This window comes from Streptomyces sp. NPDC015242 (assembly GCF_043079125.1).
Taxonomy (GTDB): domain Bacteria; phylum Actinomycetota; class Actinomycetes; order Streptomycetales; family Streptomycetaceae; genus Streptomyces.
This window is the reverse complement of sequence record NZ_JBIBUF010000003.1, coordinates 270,323-285,944: the sequence shown is the minus strand read 5'-3', so window position 1 is coordinate 285,944 and position 15,622 is coordinate 270,323. Positions and strand designations below refer to the sequence as shown.

The following is a 15,622-nucleotide window of genomic DNA, read 5'->3' as shown; positions in this document are numbered from 1 at the left end:
GGTTGACCGAAACGAAATGGATGTATGGGGAAAACCCCCGATGCGTTTTGCGGGTATCAGTCCCGAAGGCGGTGAAATCGGTTAACGTCCCGGAGTGCGACAGAAGTTGAGGGTGGCGGCCTACGCCATATGCGTCCGCGACGGACGGATCCTGCTCGCCCGCTCGTCCGCCCCGGACGGCACCCCCGAGTGGGTCGTGCCCGGCGGCGGCATGGAGCACGGCGAGGACCCCTACGACACCGTGCGCCGTGAGGTCGAGGAGGAGACCGGCTACACCATCGAGGTGACCGGGCTGCTCGGCGTGGACTCCTTCCGCCGCGCCTTCCGCGACCGGTTCGGACGCGCCGTCGACCACCACGCCGTCCGGCTCGTCTACGAGGGCCGCGTCACCGGCGGTGAGCTGCGCCACGAGGTGAACGGCTCCACCGACCTCGCCGCCTGGCAGGACCTGGACGCGGTGCCCGCTCTGCCCCGGATCCCGCTGGTCGACACCGCCCTGCGCCTGTGGCGGGAGCGGCCGGTGACCGGACGGCCGGCCGGCGCCCTGGACTAGTTCCGGTACCCCGGAAGATGAACGCCGTGTGACCGGCTCCGGGCCGTTCCCGGAGCGGTCGACGACGCGCCGGGTGGACCGAGATCCACGTACGGTGATCTGCGCTGCGCGTTGCCGCCTTGTTCACGCGCAGGTCATTCCCGCTGCCAACGATCCAGTACGAGCGGGGTGTTCGCGTCACGAACGCCCCGCGACCACTGCCGACGCGTTCGCACTCGGGGAGAGAAGCGCATGTCGCGCACACGCTCAGTCGCCGGCTCCGGCCAGGGCATCCACCGCCGTTCCGTCCTCGCCGCCACCGGGGCGGTCGCCCTGTCCGCGGGCGTCGGCTACGCCCTGCGGCCCAGCGACAGCCAGGCCGCCACAGCCAAGGAGGCCACCGAGGCCGTCGCCGCCTCCTCGCGCCAGGCCCCGGCCGCACCACTCGCCCCCTACACCCGCGGCACGACCGTGGCCTCCGTCGCCACCCCGCGCGCCGGCTCCGGCTACCGGCGTCTGGGCGAGGGACCGGGCTGGCAGCGGGTCGTGCGCTCCGAGCTGGCCGCCCCCAAGTCCGGCCGCGCCGGACGCCGTACCGCGCTCGCGGCGTTCGTGCAGCTCACCGACCTGCACATCATCGACGCCCAGCACCCGCTGCGCCTGGAGTACCTGCGCTGGGCCGACATCCACGCCTGGCGGCCGCACGAGGCGCTGACCGTACAGGGCGCGATCGCGCTGGTGGAACGGATCAACGCCCTGCGCGGCGCCCCCGTCACCGGCGCCCCGCTGCACTTCGCCATGACCACCGGCGACAACACGGACAACAACGCCAAGTCCGAGCTGGAGTGGTTCCTGAAGGTCATGAGCGGCGGGCGCATCACCCCCAACACCGGCGACCCGCGCCGCTACGAAGGGGTCCAGAACAGCGGCCTGAAGCTGTACTGGCAGCCGGACGCCGCCCTCCGCGACACCGACAAGCAGGCCGGCTTCCCCCGCCTGGACGGCTTCCTGAAGGCCGCGATCCGCGAGGTGCAGAGCCCCGGCCTGAACCTGCCCTGGTATTCCACCGTCGGCAACCACGACTCCCTGCCGATGGGCTGCTACGCCTCGCACGGCGACTCCTACCTGACGGACCTGGCCGTCGGCGGCAGGAAGCTGATGGACGTGCCGGCCGCGGAGGCTAAGCAGCTCCAGACCCTCATCAAGAAGGCCCGGGACCCCGAGGGCGTCCGCTACCACGACTTCCTCAAGTCCCACGCCCGCGCCATGCGTGCGGTCACCCCCGACGAGAGCCGCGCTCCGTTCACCCCGGCCGAGTACGTCCGGGCCCACCTGGACCCGGCGTTCCGGGGCGTGGGCCCGGTCGGCCACGGCTACTCCTCGGCGAACCTGGACGCGGGCACCCAGTACTACGCCTTCCGCATCTCCGACGACGTCATCGGCATCAGCCTGGACACCACCGACCCGGGCGGCCACTACGAGGGCTCCATCGGCTCCGCCCAGCTGCGGTGGCTCGACCGGACCCTGCGGGAGAACAAGGACTCCTACGCGGTCGTCTTCAGCCACCACACGAGCAGGACGATGACCAACACCCGCCCCGACCCGGCCCGCCCCGGCGAGCGGCGCCGGGGCGGCCAGGAGGTGCTGGCGCTGCTCGGCAGCCACCGCAACGTGCTGGCCTGGGTCAACGGCCACATCCACAAGAACGTCATCACCCCGCACTCCGCGCCCGACGGCCGCTCCTTCTGGGAGATCTCCACCGCCTCCCACGTCGACTTCCCGCAGCTCGCCCGGGTCATCGAACTGGCCGACAACAAGGACGGCACTATCTCCCTGTTCACCACGCTGGTGGAGTCCTCGGCCCCGCACCGCACGGACTTCTCCGACCTCTCGCAGACCGGCCTCGCGGCCCTGTACCGCGAACTGTCCCTCAACGCCCCGGGCGCGAGCACGACCCTCGGCGGCAAGCCCGAGGGCCGCAACACCGAACTGGTCCTCAAGAAGGGCTGACACCGGCGGCGGTCCGTCACTACCGGGGCAGCACCACGACGTACGCGGCCGGTTCGCGGTCGGCGGACGCCATCAGCGCCGTGCGGACCACCGTCGCCTGCTGCTCCGGGGAGTCGCGCAGCTTCCTCGGCGTGATGTGCACGACCGTGATCCCGAGCCGCTCCAGGTGCTCGCGCTTGCGGGCGTACTCGGACCAGACCGCGTCGTCGTCCTGCCGGGGCGCCCGGGTGTCCAGTTCGACCGCCACCGCCTGGTCGGGCCAGTAGGCGTCGAGGCCGCCGAGGTAGGGGCCGCCGGGCAGGCGCAGGTCCACGTTCCACACCGGGTCGGGCAGGCCGTACTCGCGGACCATCCGGTACAGGCGGTTCTCGGCGATGGCGCGGCCCTCGGCCAGCAGGGAGTCCACCGCGTCCACCACGTGGGGGCGGCTCAGCAGCCGTGCCTGGTTCAGTTCCCGCACCACGGAGGCCGGGTCGCAGTGGCCGCCGCGCACCGCCTCCGTCAGCAGCCTGCGCACGGTCACGGCGTCCGCCAGCCCGGCCACGGCGTCGGCCAGCGCCCGGGCCACGGGGGCCACCGGGACACCCGTGACCTGCTCGGGGTCGGGCAGGGCGGGGGTGCGGACGATCCGCGCGCAGCCCGTCGAGCGCAGCCGCCGCATGCGCGGGACCAGGACGTCGAACGCGTCCAGGGACGGCAGCGGGGGCGTGGAGGAGAAGCCGTGCAGGGTCAGCGCGGCCAGGCCCGTGATCATCACCTCGGGGTAGGCGGGGGCGTGCGCCGTGCTCGCGCCGGGCTGGGCCGGGACACCGGTGCCGCGCTCCCGCGCCGCGTACATCAGCACCGCGTGCAGTCGCTCCTCGCTGGTGGGCGGGCCCGGGTGGAGCAGCACCACGCCCGGCAGGAGCTGCTGCCAGGGGCCGCCCGGGCGGCACTGCGCGTTCGTCTCGGCCGTGGGGACCCCGTGCGAGCGGAGCCGGGCGATCGTCATGACGCGGGGCCGGCCACCACCGGAGAGGTCGCGCAGCGGGCGGGGGGAGAGCGGCGTGTTCTGGGTCATGACCCGCAATTTCCCGTGTCCGGGGCGCTCTTGAACCGCTGTTACAGGTCCGTCGACAAAGACGGACAACCCAGCACTAAAGGACGGATGTTCGGATGCCGAAACCCCCTGGTCCGTTCGGGTGCGGACCAGGGGTTACGGCTCTTCGGGCACGTATCTCGTAACGAAGCCGGAACGCCCGATCTCAGGCCAAAGCTACTGGTCAGCGGCCTCGTCGCACGCCTGACCGCGCAGCGCCCGCGCCAGATCGTCCCGGGACTCCAGCACCAGCCGGCGCAGCGCCGGGGCCGCCTCCGGGTGCGCCTCCAGCCAGGCGTCCGTGGCGTCCAGCGTCCCCCGCGACTGCTGCAGCGACGGGAACAGGCCCTCCACCACGTGCATCGCGATCTGGATCGACCGCTCGGCCCAGACCCGCTCGATCGCCGCGAAGTACCGCTCCGCGTACGGCGCGAGCAACTCCCGCTGGGAGCCCTGGGAGAAGCCCGCGATGGTCGCCTCGACCATCGCGTTGGACAGCGCGTCCGACTCCACGACCTGCGCCCACGCCTGCGCCTTGACCGCCTGCGACGGGCGGGCGGCCAGACAGCGCACCTGGTGCCGCTTGCCGGAGGCCGTGTCGTCCCGGGCCAGCTCCTCGGCCAGCGCCTTCTCGTCCACGGTCCCGTGCGCGGCCAGCGGCTCCAGGAACTGCCACCGCAGCTCCTGGTCCACCGTCAGGCCCTCGACCGTCGCCGTGCCCTCCAGCAGGTCCCGCAGCAGCTCGAAGTCGGCCTCGGCGGCGGCCGTCCGGGCGAAGAAGCGCGCCCACGCCAGCTGGTGCTCGCTGCCCGGACCGGCGGCGTACAGCTCGCGCCGCGCGCCCTCGGCGAGCAGCCGGGCGGTCGTCTCCCGCCGGGCCGGCGCCGAGTAGTGCGTGACCGCCGACTCCGCCCACGCGTGCAGCATCTGCAGGACGCCGATCTCGGACTCGCGCCCCGCGAACCGCAGGACCAGGTCGACGAACGCGCGCGCCGGCAGCAGCGCGTCCCGGGTCATGTTCCACAGCGCCGACCAGCACAGGGCCCGGGCCAGCGGGTCGGTGACCGACCCCAGGTGCTCGCGCAGGGTGGCCAGCGACGTCTCGTCGAACCGGATCTTGCAGTAGGTCAGGTCGTCGTCGTTGACCAGGACCAGGTCCGGGGCGTCGGCGCCGGCCAGCTCCGCGACGACCGTCCGCGCGCCGTCGACGTCGGTCTCCACGCGCGCGTAGCGCTCCAGCGCCCCGCCGCCTCCCACCCGGTACAGGCCCACCGCCACCCGGTGCGGGCGCAGTTCCGGATGCGACTCGGCGGCCTCCTGCACCACCGCCAGCTCCGCGACGCGGCCGTCGGCGTCCAGCAGCACCTGCGGCGTCAGCGCGTTCACGCCCGCCGTCTGCAGCCAGGACCGCGACCAGGCGCTCATGTCCCGGCCGCTGGTCTCCTCCAGCACCGACAGCAGGTCGCCGAGGCGCGTGTTGCCGTACGCGTGCCGCTTGAAGTAGCGGCGGGCGCCCTCCAGGAACGCGTCCTGCCCGACGTACGCCACGAGCTGCTTGAGCACCGAGGCGCCCTTGGCGTACGTGATGCCGTCGAAGTTCAGCTTGGCGTCCTGCAGGTCGCGGATGTCCGCCGTGATCGGGTGCGTGGAGGGCAGCTGGTCGGCCCGGTAGGCCCAGGCCTTGCGGCGGTTGGCGAAGGTGACCCAGCCGTTGGTGAAGCGGGTCGCGCCGGTCAGCGAGAACGCGCCCATGAAGTCCGCGAACGACTCCTTCAGCCACAGGTCGTCCCACCACTCCATGGTGACCAGGTCGCCGAACCACATGTGCGCCATCTCGTGCAGCACCACGTTGGCCCGGCCCTCGTAGGACGCCTGCGTCACCTTGCCGCGGAAGATGAACTCCTCGCGGAACGTCACCAGGCCCGGGTTCTCCATGGCGCCCAGGTTGTACTCGGGCACGAACGCCTGGTCGTACTTGCCGAACGGGTACGGGTAGTCGAAGTGGTCGTGGAAGAAGTCCAGGCCCTGCTTGGTGACCAGGAAGACGTCGTCGGCGTCGAAGTGGGGGGCCAGCCCCTTGCGGCACATCGCGCCCAGCGGGATCTCCAGCCGCGTGCCGTCCTCGAAGACCCGCTCGTAGGTGTCCGTGACGTAGTGGTAGGGGCCCGCCACCACACAGGTGATGTAGGTCGAGATCGGCTTGGTCTCCGCGAACCGCCACACCCCGTCGGACCGTTCGCCGGCGCCGTTGCTCCACACCGTCCAGCCCTCGGGGGCCCGCACCTCGAAGCGGAACGGGGCCTTGAGGTCGGGCTGCTCGAAGGTGGCGAAGACGCGGCGGGAGTCGGCCGGCTCGTACTGGGTGTACAGGTAGACCTCGCCGTCCTCCGGGTCGACGAAGCGGTGCAGGCCCTCGCCGGTGCGCGAGTAGGCGCACTGGGCGTCGACCACCAGCTCGTTGTCCGCGGCCAGGTCCTCCAGCATGACCCGGGAGCCGTCGAAGACCTCTCCGGGGTCCAGATCACGCCCGTTGAGCGAGACGGACGTCACACTCGGGGCGATCAGATCGGCGAAGCTGCTCGCGCCGGGCTCGTTGCAGCGGAAGCGGATCGTCGTGACCGAGCGGAACGTGCGGGGCCCGTCGCCGCTGTCCTCGCCGACCGCGGACCGCAGGTCGAGGGACACCTCGTACCCGTCGACCCTGAGCAGGGCGGCCCGCTCGCGGGCCTCGTCGCGGGACAGATTCTCACCGGGCACGGGCGGAACTCCTCAAGCGTCGCTGATACGGCTGAACAGCACCGATCCTGCCACGGGCCGCTGACGCCGGTCAGCCGGGAATGGCGGGCGAGAGCGGTGGCGTTCCCTGGAGAAACGGTTTCCTCACGAGGAGAGACATGTCGGACAAGACCCCCGTCGACTTCTGGTTCGACCCGCTGTGCCCCTGGGCGTGGATGACCTCCCGTTGGGTGCTGGAGGTGGAGAAGGTTCGGGACATCAAGGTCCGCTGGCACGTCATGAGCCTTTCCGTGCTCAACGAGAACAAGCTCGACGAACTGCCCGAGAAGTACCGCGAGCTGCTGGAGACGGGCTGGGGTCCCGTCCGGGTCGCCATCGCCGCGCAGCAGGAGCACGGCGCCGAGGTGCTCGGCGACCTCTACACCGCGCTCGGCACCCGCATCCACAACCAGGGCGAGGGCCACGGCAAGGAGACCGTCGCCGCCGCCCTGAAGGACGTGGGCCTGCCCGACTCCCTCATGGAGCACTGGGACTCCACCCCGTACGACGCCGAACTGCGCGCCTCCCACAAGGAGGGCATCGACAAGGTCGGCCAGGACGTCGGCACCCCGGTCATAGCCGTGCCCGGCGCCGACGGCGAGCAGATCGCCTTCTTCGGCCCGGTCGTCACCCCGGCCCCCAAGGGTGAGGAGGCCGCCCGCCTGTGGGACGGCACCCTCGCCGTGGCCTCGGTGCCGGGCTTCTACGAGATCAAGCGCACGCGCACCAAGGGCCCGGACTTCTCCAACCTGTAGGACTCACGTCGCGGTACCGGCTCCCGGGTTCTGCAGTTCCTCCGGGAGCCGTCCCCCGGCCGCCTGGTGGTCCCACGGCTGGTACCACCGGCAGCCCGGCGCGGTGCATCGCCACAGATCCGTGCGCCGCGTCCCGATGGCCTTCCTCTCCTCGGGCTTGAGCGGCGTGAACACCTTGGTGCCGCTGCCGGGACAGGTCGGGCAGTGCTTGTCCTTGAAGAACATCAGCTCCTCCTCGCGCTCACCGCCAGGTCCGGGAAGTCGGTTACGACCGCATCGACCCCCATGTCGTAGTACAGCGCGTATTCGGCGAACGCGTCCCCGAAATCGTTCGGTCCGCTGCCGCGCCGGAACCGCTCCGGCAGGTACTGGTTCTCCGCGCGGAAGGTGTACGGCCCGATCCGCAGCCCCGCCGCGTGCGCGTCCGCGACGAGCGAGGTGCCGGCGACGGAGGACTTGTCGGGCCCGATCCAGTCCGCGTACGCGGCGATCCGCGCGAGCCCGGCCGGGCTCATCATGTCCCGGTACGTCGTCGGATCACCGGTCGACACCAGGTCGTACGGCCCGCCCGTCGTGCCGAGCGCCTGCCACAGCGGCACGCCCAGCCCCTGCGCGGCGATCCGCCGCAGGCTCGTCGGCTCGAAGGACTGCACCACGCACTCGCGCCGCCCGAGCCGGTTGCGGCGGACGGCCGCGGCCAGTTTCGGCTCCAGCGGCAGTCCGATCGAGCGGAAGTACGTGGGGTGCTTGGTCTCGGGGAAGACGGCGACGGTCCGGCCGTGCGCCTTCGACAGCCGCCGCGCCAGGTCCACCACCTCCTGGAAGGTCAGGATCCGCTCCCGCCCGTCGAAGACGGTGTTGCGGTTGCGCACCGCCGGCAGCCGCTCCACCGCCCGCAGCGTCTTCAGCTCCGCCAGGGTGAAGTCCTCCGTGAACCAGCCGGTGACCCGCCGGCCGTCGACCGTCTTCGTGGTGCGCCGGTCCGCGAACTCCGGCCGGCGGGCCACGTCGGTCGTCTGGGAGATCTCGTTCTCGTGCCGGACCACCAGCTCGTGGTCCTTCGTCGGCACCAGGTCCGGTTCGATCCAGTCGGCGCCCGTCTCCACCGCGTGGGTGTACGAGGCCGCCGTGTGCTCCGGGCGCCAGCCGGCCGCGCCGCGGTGGCCGATGACGACCGGGCCGCGCGGGCGGGCGCCGGCCGCCGGCGGGGCCGTGGCGGCCGCCACGGCCGTGCCCGGGGCCGCTGCCGCCGTGCCCGCTGCCGCCGCGAGCAGGAGGGATCTCCGTCCGGGTCGCATGCAACGTCCTCTCCTCGATGGGGCGTTCAGGTCCGTGCCCGCGCCCGTGCCTGAGCCAGCCGCTCCAGGTGCTCCGCGTAGCCCTCCGCGTAGGCCGCGGCCCGGCCGGGGTCCGGCTCGACGACCACCGTCGGCCTCGTCCACGCCTCGGCGTCCAGCCCGGCTCCGAACCGCCCGGCCGCCGCCAGCACCGCCCCCCGCGCCCCCACCTCGCCCTCGACGACCCGCAGGGGCCGCCCCAGCACGTCCGCCAGCAGCCGCGTCCAGGCGGGGCTGCGGGTGCCGCCGCCGCAGACGGCGAGGCTCCCCGTCAGGCCCGCCGCCTCCAGGCAGTGCCGGGCCGCGTACCCGATGCCCTCACAGGTGGCCCGGACCAGGTCGCCCCGGGTCGACTCCAGGCTGACGCCGGTGAGTTCGGCGCGCAGCCGCGGCTCGACGAAGGGGGCGCGTTCCCCGGAGGGCGCGAAGTAGGGCAGGACGCGGACGCCGTGCGCGCCGGGCGGGGTCCGCGCCAGCAGCCCGTCCACCTCGTCGTGCCGCACGCCGGTCGTGGACAGCACCCAGTCCAGCGCGGCCGTGCCGACCATGGCGGGCATGGCACGCAGCCAGTGCCCGGGCCGGTCCGTGGAGATGTACAGCCCGGCCGGTTCGCCGCTCAGGTCGAGCTCGGTCGTGGCGACCAGGGCGGCCAGGCAGGTGCCGACGATGAGCAGTCCGTCGCCCGGGGAGGTCACCCCGGCGCCCAGCGCGCAGGCCGGCAGGTCGTAGGGGCCGTTGGCGATCCGGGTGCCGGCGGGCAGGCCCTCGCCCCGGGCCCCGGCCGTGGCGACCGGGTCGCTGACCGGGGCGAGCAGGTCCCGCCGATGGGTCAGCCCGAGCAGTGCGACGACCCGGTCGTCGTAGGCGCGGGTGAGCGGGTCGAGGAACGGCATGGACGCGTCCGACACGTCCGTCGCCGGACCGGCCCCCGTCAGCCGCTGGAAGACGACGTCCTTGCAGTACAGGGCCGCCCGCGCGGTGTCCAGGGCCGCCGGCTCGTGGCGGTCGAACCAGGCCAGCAGCGGCCCCGGGCAGCCGGGGAACATCGCGCTCCCCGTCCGCCGGAACACCGTCTCGAAGGTGCCGTCCGCGAGCCACCGGTCGACCAGTTCGTGGGCGCGGCCGTCCATCCAGGAGGCCGCCGCCCGCACCGGCCGCCCCTCGGCGTCGACCAGCCACACCCCGTCACCCTGTCCGGTCAGTCCCGCGAACTCCACCGGCTCCTTCACCACGGCCGTCAGCGCGCCCAGCACGCCGACGACCGCCGCGTACACCTCCTCCACGTCCTGCTCGACGACCCCGCCGCGCAGGGACAGGCCCACCGGCCGCGTCTCGACCGCCACCTGGCGGCCCGCCGCGTCGAAGGCCGCCGCCTTGACCACGGACGTGCCCACATCGATACCGACGTACATGCGGCTTCCTCCTCCGGGTCCTCAGGTCAGACAGTGCGCGAGCGGCTCTCCCCGCACCCAGCGGCCCACCTCTTCGGCGGCGATCCGCGCGGCCTTCTCCGCCACCGCGCGCGAGGCGCCGCCCAAGTGGGGTGTGAGCACCACGCGGCCGGCGAACCCCCGCAGCCGGGACTCCGCCGGCAGCGGCTCCCGCGCGTAGGTGTCGAGCGCCGCCGACGACACCTGACCGCTCTCCAGCGCGTCGCACAGCGCGGCCTCGTCCAGCAGCGGGCCCCGGGCCACGTTCACCACCACCGCGCCACGCGGCAGCAGGCCCAGCTCCCGGGCGCCGATCAGCCCCCGTGTCCCGGGCGTCAGCCGGGCGTGCAGCGTGATCACCCGGGAGCGGCGCAGCAGGTCGTCGAGCGAGGTGACGCGCAGGCCGTGGATCTCGCCGTGCACGTACGGGTCGTACACCATCACCCGCGCCCCGAACGCGCACAGCACCCGCGCGACCCGGCTGCCGACCGCCCCGTACCCGATCAGCCCGACGGGCAGGTCCTCCAGCTCGAAGCCGCTCTCGTCGTACGTGTAGTACGCCGCCCCCTCCCAACTGCCCCTGCGCACCAGCGGGTCGTGGGCCTGGGGGATGCGGCGCAGGGCGCAGAGCATCAGGCCGAGGGTGAACTCGGCGGTGGCGGCGGCGTTGCGGCCGGGCGCGAAGCACACCCGCACGTCGCGCCGCTTCGCCGCGTCCAGGTTGACGTTGACCGGCCCGCCCCGGCACACCACGACCAGCCGCAGGTCCGGGCAGGCGGCCAGCACCTTCTCGGTGACCGGCCCCATCTGCGTGACCAGCACCGGCGCCCCGGCCAGTGCCTCGATCAGCTCGTCCTCGGCGTCGCAGGCCTCCCGCACCTCGGCGACGGGACCGAACGGCTCCAGCGGCCAGCCGAGCCGCAGTTCCCGCACCTCGGCCCGTTCCACCTCGTGCTCCACCGCCCGCGCGATCAGCGAGGGCAGGACGAAGTGGTCACCGGCGGCCACGACACGCACGCTGTTCCCGGCAGTCATCGCAGGCTCTCTCCTGTCTCTGCGTCGAAGACATGGGTGTGTGCGAGGTCGGCGGCGACCCGGACCCGGTCGTCGTGGGCGAGCCGCACCTCGGGGTCGGTCAGGACGACCAGATGCCGTGCCACGCCGTCGAGGGCGAGGGTGGCCAGGCCGGACTCCAGAAGGGGTTCGTGGGCGACGACCCGGGCGGGCAGGCCGGCGTCGCCGGTGAGCCGGACGTCCTCGGGACGGACGCCGACCACCACCTCGCGTCCCGGCTCCACCGGCACCGGCAGGGCGATCCGCACCGCGCCGGAGAGGCGGGCGTGACCGTCGCCGTCGGCGATCCCGGGCAGCAGGGTGATCGCGGGCTCGCCGACGAAGTCCGCGACGAACACGTCCGCCGGGCTGTCGTAGATCTCGTAGGGGGTGCCGAGCTGCCGGATCACGCCGTCCCGCATCACGGCGATCCGGTCGGCGAGGGAGAGGGCCTCCTCCTGGTCGTGGGTGACCAGGATGGTGGTGTGCCCGAGGTCCTTCTGGATGCGCCTCAGCTCGCGGCGGGTGGTGTCCCGCTGGGCCGCGTCCAGGTGGGAGAGGGGCTCGTCGAGGAGCAGCACGTCCGGTTCGCGGATCAGGGCCCGGGCCAGCGCGACGCGCTGCTTCTGGCCGCTGGACAGGCCGGCCGGGCGGGCGTCCAGCAGTCCGGTCAGGCCGACCCGTTCGGCGATGTCCCGCACCCTGCGGTCGACGTCCCCCCTGGAACCGCGGGCGGACCTGCGCCGGGCCTTCAGCCCGAAGGACAGGTTCTCCGCGACCGACAGCGGCGGGTACAGCGCGTAGTTCTCGAACGCCACCCCGATGTTGCGCTGCTGTGCGGGCCGTCCGGTCACCGACGCCCCGCCGACGAGGATGTCCCCGGCGGTGACGGACTCCAGTCCGGCGATCATCCGCAACGTGGTCGACTTGCCGCAGCCGGACGGCCCGAGCAGCCCGAGCAGTTCCCCGGAGCGCAGGCTCAGGTCGATCCCGCGGACGGCGTCCACCGGGGGCCGCCCACGCGACCGGTACGTCTTGCGCAGCTCACGTAGCTCCAGCCCCGTCATGGCCGCCCTTCATCGCGCAAACCTCGTAACGGACCTTGTGCTCGTCCAGATCCCGCAGCGCCTCCGGCGCCGCCCCGTCGTCCACCAGGACCGTGTCGAAGCGGGACAGCGGGACGACCCGGTGCAGGGCGACCCGGCCGAGCTTGGTGTGGTCGATCAGCAGCACGTTCCGGGCGGCCGCGTCGAGCATCGCCCGCTTCACGGACACGATGTGCTGCTCCTGGTGGTACGCGTAACCCCCGTGCACGGCCGACGTCGACGCGAAGCACACGTCCACCCGCAGCTGCTCGACCGCCTCCACGCACGACACCCCGAGGAACGAGGAGTGCAGCGGGTCGTAGTCACCGCCGAGGGCCATCAGGTGGATGCCTCGCTGGTCGGCCAGGAGGTTGATCGCCTCCAGGAAGTTGGTGACGACCGTCAGGGGCGTGACCTCGCCCGCGCGCAGCCGCCTGGCTATCTCCAGGGTGGAGGTGGAGTCGTCCAGCAGGATCGCCATGCCGGGCTCCACCATCCGCAGGGCGTGCGCGGCGACGGCGGCCTTCTCGGCGCGCATCGTCTTCAGCCGGTACTGCACGTTCGACTCGAAGACCCCCGACGGCTGCGCGGTCACCCCGCCGCGGAACTTCCGTACGATGCCCTGCCGTTCCAGCTCGTCCAGGTCCCGGTGGATGGTCATCAGGCTCACCCCGAACCGCTCGGCCAGCTCCGCCGCCGTCGCCGAGCCGTCGGCCAGCACCTGCTCGGCCATGGCGGCCTGCCGCGCCGCGGGCCCCTGCTGTCCACCGCTGCTGTTGCTCATGGCTGTGTCTCTATCCGTCGTCCCGGTCGTTCCGGCCGGTCGGCCTCGAACAGCAGCAGGTTCTCAGGCCGGACCACGAGCCGTACCGGATCGTCCGGACGAAGGCGCGCCGCGTCCGCCCGGGGCGCGACCAGCGACACCCGCTGCTCCCCGGTCCCGAGACGGACGGTCACCTCGACGGACCGGCCGAGCACCTCGGTGACGTACACGGTCCCGGCCAGCTCATGGCCCTCGCCGCCGAGGGCGATGTCCCGGGGCCGGATGCCGACGAGCACGTCCGTGCCCGCCGCGGCCCGCGCGCGCACCGGCAGCTCCACCCCGCCCTCCGACCGCACCCCGCCCTCCGTCACCACACCCGGCAGCAGATTGATCCGGGGCCGGCCGAAGGCGCGCGCGACCTCGGTGTCGTGGGGCCGGTACCAGATCTCCTCCCGTGGGCCCGTCTGCACGATCCGCCCCCGCCGGATCACCCCGATGCGGTCGCCGAGCGCCAGCGCCTCGACCGAGTCGTGCGTGACGTACAGCGTGGTGGTGTGCTGCACGGCCCCGATGGCCTTCAGCTCGGCCCGCATCTGCTGGCGGAGCTTGGCGTCGAGGTGCGACAGCGGCTCGTCGAGCAGGAAGGCCCGGGCCGGGCGGACCAGCACCCGGCCCAGGGCGACGCGCTGCCGCTGCCCGTTGGACAGCTGCCCGACGGGACGGTCCAGCAGCGCGGAGATGCCGAGCAGTTCGGCGATCGCGCCGATACGCTGCCGGGCCTCGGCGGCGGGCAGCCGGTACCGGGGCGAGCGCAGGGGCGAGGCGAGGTTGTCGTAGGCGGAGCGGTGCGGATAGAGGGCGTAGCTCTCGAAGCACATCGCCACGCCCCGGTCGTACGGCTCGACACCCCGCATGTCCTCGCCGTCGAGCACGACCGTGCCGGAGTCGGGCCGTTCGAGTCCGGCGACGGTCTTCAGGGTCGTCGTCTTGCCCGCGCCGGACGGGCCGAGCAGGCAGAAGAACTCGCCCTCGCGCACCTCCAGGTCGAGTCCGTCCAGCGCTACGGTCCTCCCGTACGCCTTGCGTATCCCGCTGAGCCGGATCACGACTTCACCGCCCCGAACGACAGGCCCCGCACCAGGTAGCGCTGGATGGTCAGCGCCAGCAGCAGCGGCGGGACGACCGACACGAGCGCGGCGGCGGCCGTGAGGTTGTACTTGGGCCGGTCACCGCCGAGGAAGGACAGGGCGCCCACGGTCACCGTCTGGGCCTCGCTGGAGGTGAGGATCAGCGGGAAGACGAAGTTGTTCCAGGCGAAGATGAACGCCAGCAGCGACACGGCCGCGATGCCCGGCTTGACCAGGGGCAGGGCCACCCTGAAGAAGGCCTGCTTGCGGGTGTAGCCGTCCAGCAGGGCCGCCTGCTCCAGCTCCGGGGTCAGGTCGGCGAAGTACGACCGCATGATCCACACGATCAGCGGCAGCGTCACCAGTTGCAGCACCCACACCATGCCGACGTACGTGTCGAACAGGCCGAGCTTCTGGTAGAGCACGAACAGCGGGATGATGACGGTCAGTTCGGGCGCGAAGCGGAACGACAGCAGCGTGAACATCAGGTTCTCGGAGCCCTTGAACCGCCACCGGGCGGAGGCGTACGCCGCCGGCAGCCCCACCAGCAGGGACAGCGCGACCGCGCCCACCGACACCACCAGGCTGTTGACGAAGAACCGCACGAACGGGATGCCCTCGCTGTCGCCGAGGACCGTCCGGTAGCCGTCGAGGGTGGGCGAGAAGGAGAAGTAGGTGGAGAACAGCTGGTCCGCCGGCTTCAGCGACAGGATCACCATCCAGGCGATCGGGAACAGCGCGAAGACGAAGTAGAGGATCAGGGCGGCGTCCGCCAGCCACCCGGGCAGACGTCTTCTCACGTGGTGACCTCCGCGGCCTTCCGCTGGATCTTCCCCAGGTGCTTCACCAGGACCATCGCGGCCAGGTACACCACGGCCCACAGCACGATCGTGTAGGAGATCCCGAAGGAGTAGCGCTGGAAGCGGATGGCCTCCAGGTACGCCCGGATCTGCAGCACGACGGTGGAGTCGCCCGGCCCGCCCTCGGTGAGGGCGTAGATGATGTCGAACACCTTCAGCGAGTCCATGAACCGGAAGATCACCGCGACCAGGACGTACGGCCACAGCATCGGCAGCGTCAGCCGGCGGAAGGTGTACCACCACCCCGCGCCGTCCACGGCCGCCGCCTCGAAGGGGGAGGCGGGCAGCGACCGCAGACCGGCCAGGGCGAGGATCGCCACGAACGGCGTGTACACCCACACGTCCACGGCGATCGACGACAGCAGGGCGCCCGTCGGGGTGTCGGTCCACTGCACCCCGCCCAGACCGAAGGGTCTCAGCAGGTGGTTGACCACCCCGACCGACGGCTGGAGCATCAGCTTCCAGATGATCGCCGCGATCACCGGGGCGATCATCAGCGGCAGGATCAGGATCTTCTCCAGCACCCGCCCGACGCGCGACGAGCGGTGCAGCAGTAGGGCGACGGCCACGCCGAGCACGGTCTCGGTGAGTGCCGCCCCGACCGCGTACAGCACCGTCACCCACGCCGAGTTCCAGAACGCCTCCTGGGTGAAGACGGCTCTGTAGTTCTCGAACCGCACCATGTCCGGCTGCGGTTTGCTCGCCGAGAAGTCGAACAGCGTGTAGTACAGCCCGAGCCCGAACGGGTACAGGATCCCGCAGGTCAGCAGCAGGGCCGGGACGATCAGGAGGTACGGGCGCAGCGCGAGCCGCATGG

General features: G+C 72.4%; 14 protein-coding genes. 3 read left to right on the top strand and 11 right to left on the bottom strand.

Going from position 1 to position 15,622, the window contains the following annotated elements:
* The first annotated feature begins 94 nt into the window (after positions 1–94).
* Both ACF07N_RS12820 and ACF07N_RS12815 read left to right on the top strand, forming a co-directional pair.
* The gene (locus tag ACF07N_RS12820; RefSeq protein ID WP_392111632.1) at positions 95–553 is read left to right on the top strand and encodes an NUDIX hydrolase; all 459 of its coding nucleotides are present in this window, start codon (positions 95–97) and stop codon (positions 551–553) included.
* Positions 554–784: 231 nt separating this feature from the next.
* A complete protein-coding gene (locus tag ACF07N_RS12815; protein ID WP_392111629.1) occupies positions 785–2,542 on the top strand; it encodes a TIGR03767 family metallophosphoesterase in 1,758 nt (585 codons plus the stop codon).
* A gap of 19 nt (positions 2,543–2,561) precedes the next feature.
* Here ACF07N_RS12815 and ACF07N_RS12810 read toward each other — a convergent pair whose 3' ends face one another.
* Positions 2,562–3,602: a hypothetical protein gene (locus tag ACF07N_RS12810; RefSeq protein WP_392111627.1), complete on the bottom strand. Its 1,041-nt coding sequence runs from the start codon at positions 3,600–3,602 to the stop codon at positions 2,562–2,564.
* A 195-nt stretch (positions 3,603–3,797) separates the two neighbouring features.
* Positions 3,798–6,377, bottom strand: coding sequence for an aminopeptidase N (gene pepN, locus ACF07N_RS12805; protein ID WP_392111624.1), 2,580 nt, complete (start codon positions 6,375–6,377; stop codon positions 3,798–3,800).
* A gap of 137 nt (positions 6,378–6,514) precedes the next feature.
* Between pepN and ACF07N_RS12800 the strand changes: the two genes are divergently transcribed.
* Positions 6,515–7,150 carry a DsbA family protein gene (locus ACF07N_RS12800; protein WP_311686648.1) on the top strand — a complete coding sequence of 212 codons (636 nt, stop codon included), beginning with the start codon at positions 6,515–6,517 and terminating at the stop codon, positions 7,148–7,150.
* 3 nt (positions 7,151–7,153) lie between these two features.
* Here ACF07N_RS12800 and ACF07N_RS12795 read toward each other — a convergent pair whose 3' ends face one another.
* The 9 genes from ACF07N_RS12795 to ACF07N_RS12755 are packed head-to-tail and all read right to left on the bottom strand — an operon-like array spanning position 7,154 to position 15,620.
* Positions 7,154–7,375: a hypothetical protein gene (locus ACF07N_RS12795; RefSeq protein ID WP_392111621.1), complete on the bottom strand. Its 222-nt coding sequence runs from the start codon at positions 7,373–7,375 to the stop codon at positions 7,154–7,156.
* Positions 7,375–8,448 carry a glycerophosphodiester phosphodiesterase family protein gene (locus ACF07N_RS12790; protein WP_392111618.1) on the bottom strand — a complete coding sequence of 358 codons (1,074 nt, stop codon included), beginning with the start codon at positions 8,446–8,448 and terminating at the stop codon, positions 7,375–7,377. Before ACF07N_RS12790 ends, ACF07N_RS12795 begins: the two co-directional genes overlap by 1 nt.
* Before the next feature lie 26 nt (positions 8,449–8,474).
* The gene (locus ACF07N_RS12785) at positions 8,475–9,899 is read right to left on the bottom strand and encodes an FGGY family carbohydrate kinase (protein ID WP_392111615.1); all 1,425 of its coding nucleotides are present in this window, start codon (positions 9,897–9,899) and stop codon (positions 8,475–8,477) included.
* A gap of 21 nt (positions 9,900–9,920) precedes the next feature.
* Complete coding sequence (locus ACF07N_RS12780; protein WP_392111612.1) at positions 9,921–10,952, bottom strand: 2-hydroxyacid dehydrogenase; 1,032 nt, start codon at positions 10,950–10,952, stop codon at positions 9,921–9,923.
* Complete coding sequence (locus ACF07N_RS12775; protein WP_392111609.1) at positions 10,949–12,037, bottom strand: ABC transporter ATP-binding protein; 1,089 nt, start codon at positions 12,035–12,037, stop codon at positions 10,949–10,951. Before ACF07N_RS12775 ends, ACF07N_RS12780 begins: the two co-directional genes overlap by 4 nt.
* Positions 12,015–12,839, bottom strand: a complete 825-nt coding sequence (locus ACF07N_RS12770; RefSeq protein ID WP_383327861.1) for a DeoR/GlpR family DNA-binding transcription regulator — start codon at positions 12,837–12,839, stop codon at positions 12,015–12,017. Before ACF07N_RS12770 ends, ACF07N_RS12775 begins: the two co-directional genes overlap by 23 nt.
* Positions 12,836–13,924, bottom strand: a complete 1,089-nt coding sequence (locus tag ACF07N_RS12765) for an ABC transporter ATP-binding protein (RefSeq protein ID WP_392111606.1) — start codon at positions 13,922–13,924, stop codon at positions 12,836–12,838. Before ACF07N_RS12765 ends, ACF07N_RS12770 begins: the two co-directional genes overlap by 4 nt.
* Positions 13,921–14,745: a carbohydrate ABC transporter permease gene (locus ACF07N_RS12760; protein WP_392111603.1), complete on the bottom strand. Its 825-nt coding sequence runs from the start codon at positions 14,743–14,745 to the stop codon at positions 13,921–13,923. Before ACF07N_RS12760 ends, ACF07N_RS12765 begins: the two co-directional genes overlap by 4 nt.
* Positions 14,742–15,620 (bottom strand): carbohydrate ABC transporter permease, encoded by an 879-nt coding sequence (locus tag ACF07N_RS12755; protein WP_383327852.1) that lies wholly within the window; start codon positions 15,618–15,620, stop codon positions 14,742–14,744. The genes ACF07N_RS12760 and ACF07N_RS12755 overlap by 4 nt, the downstream gene beginning before the upstream one ends.
* Between the last annotated feature and the right edge of the window lie 2 nt (positions 15,621–15,622).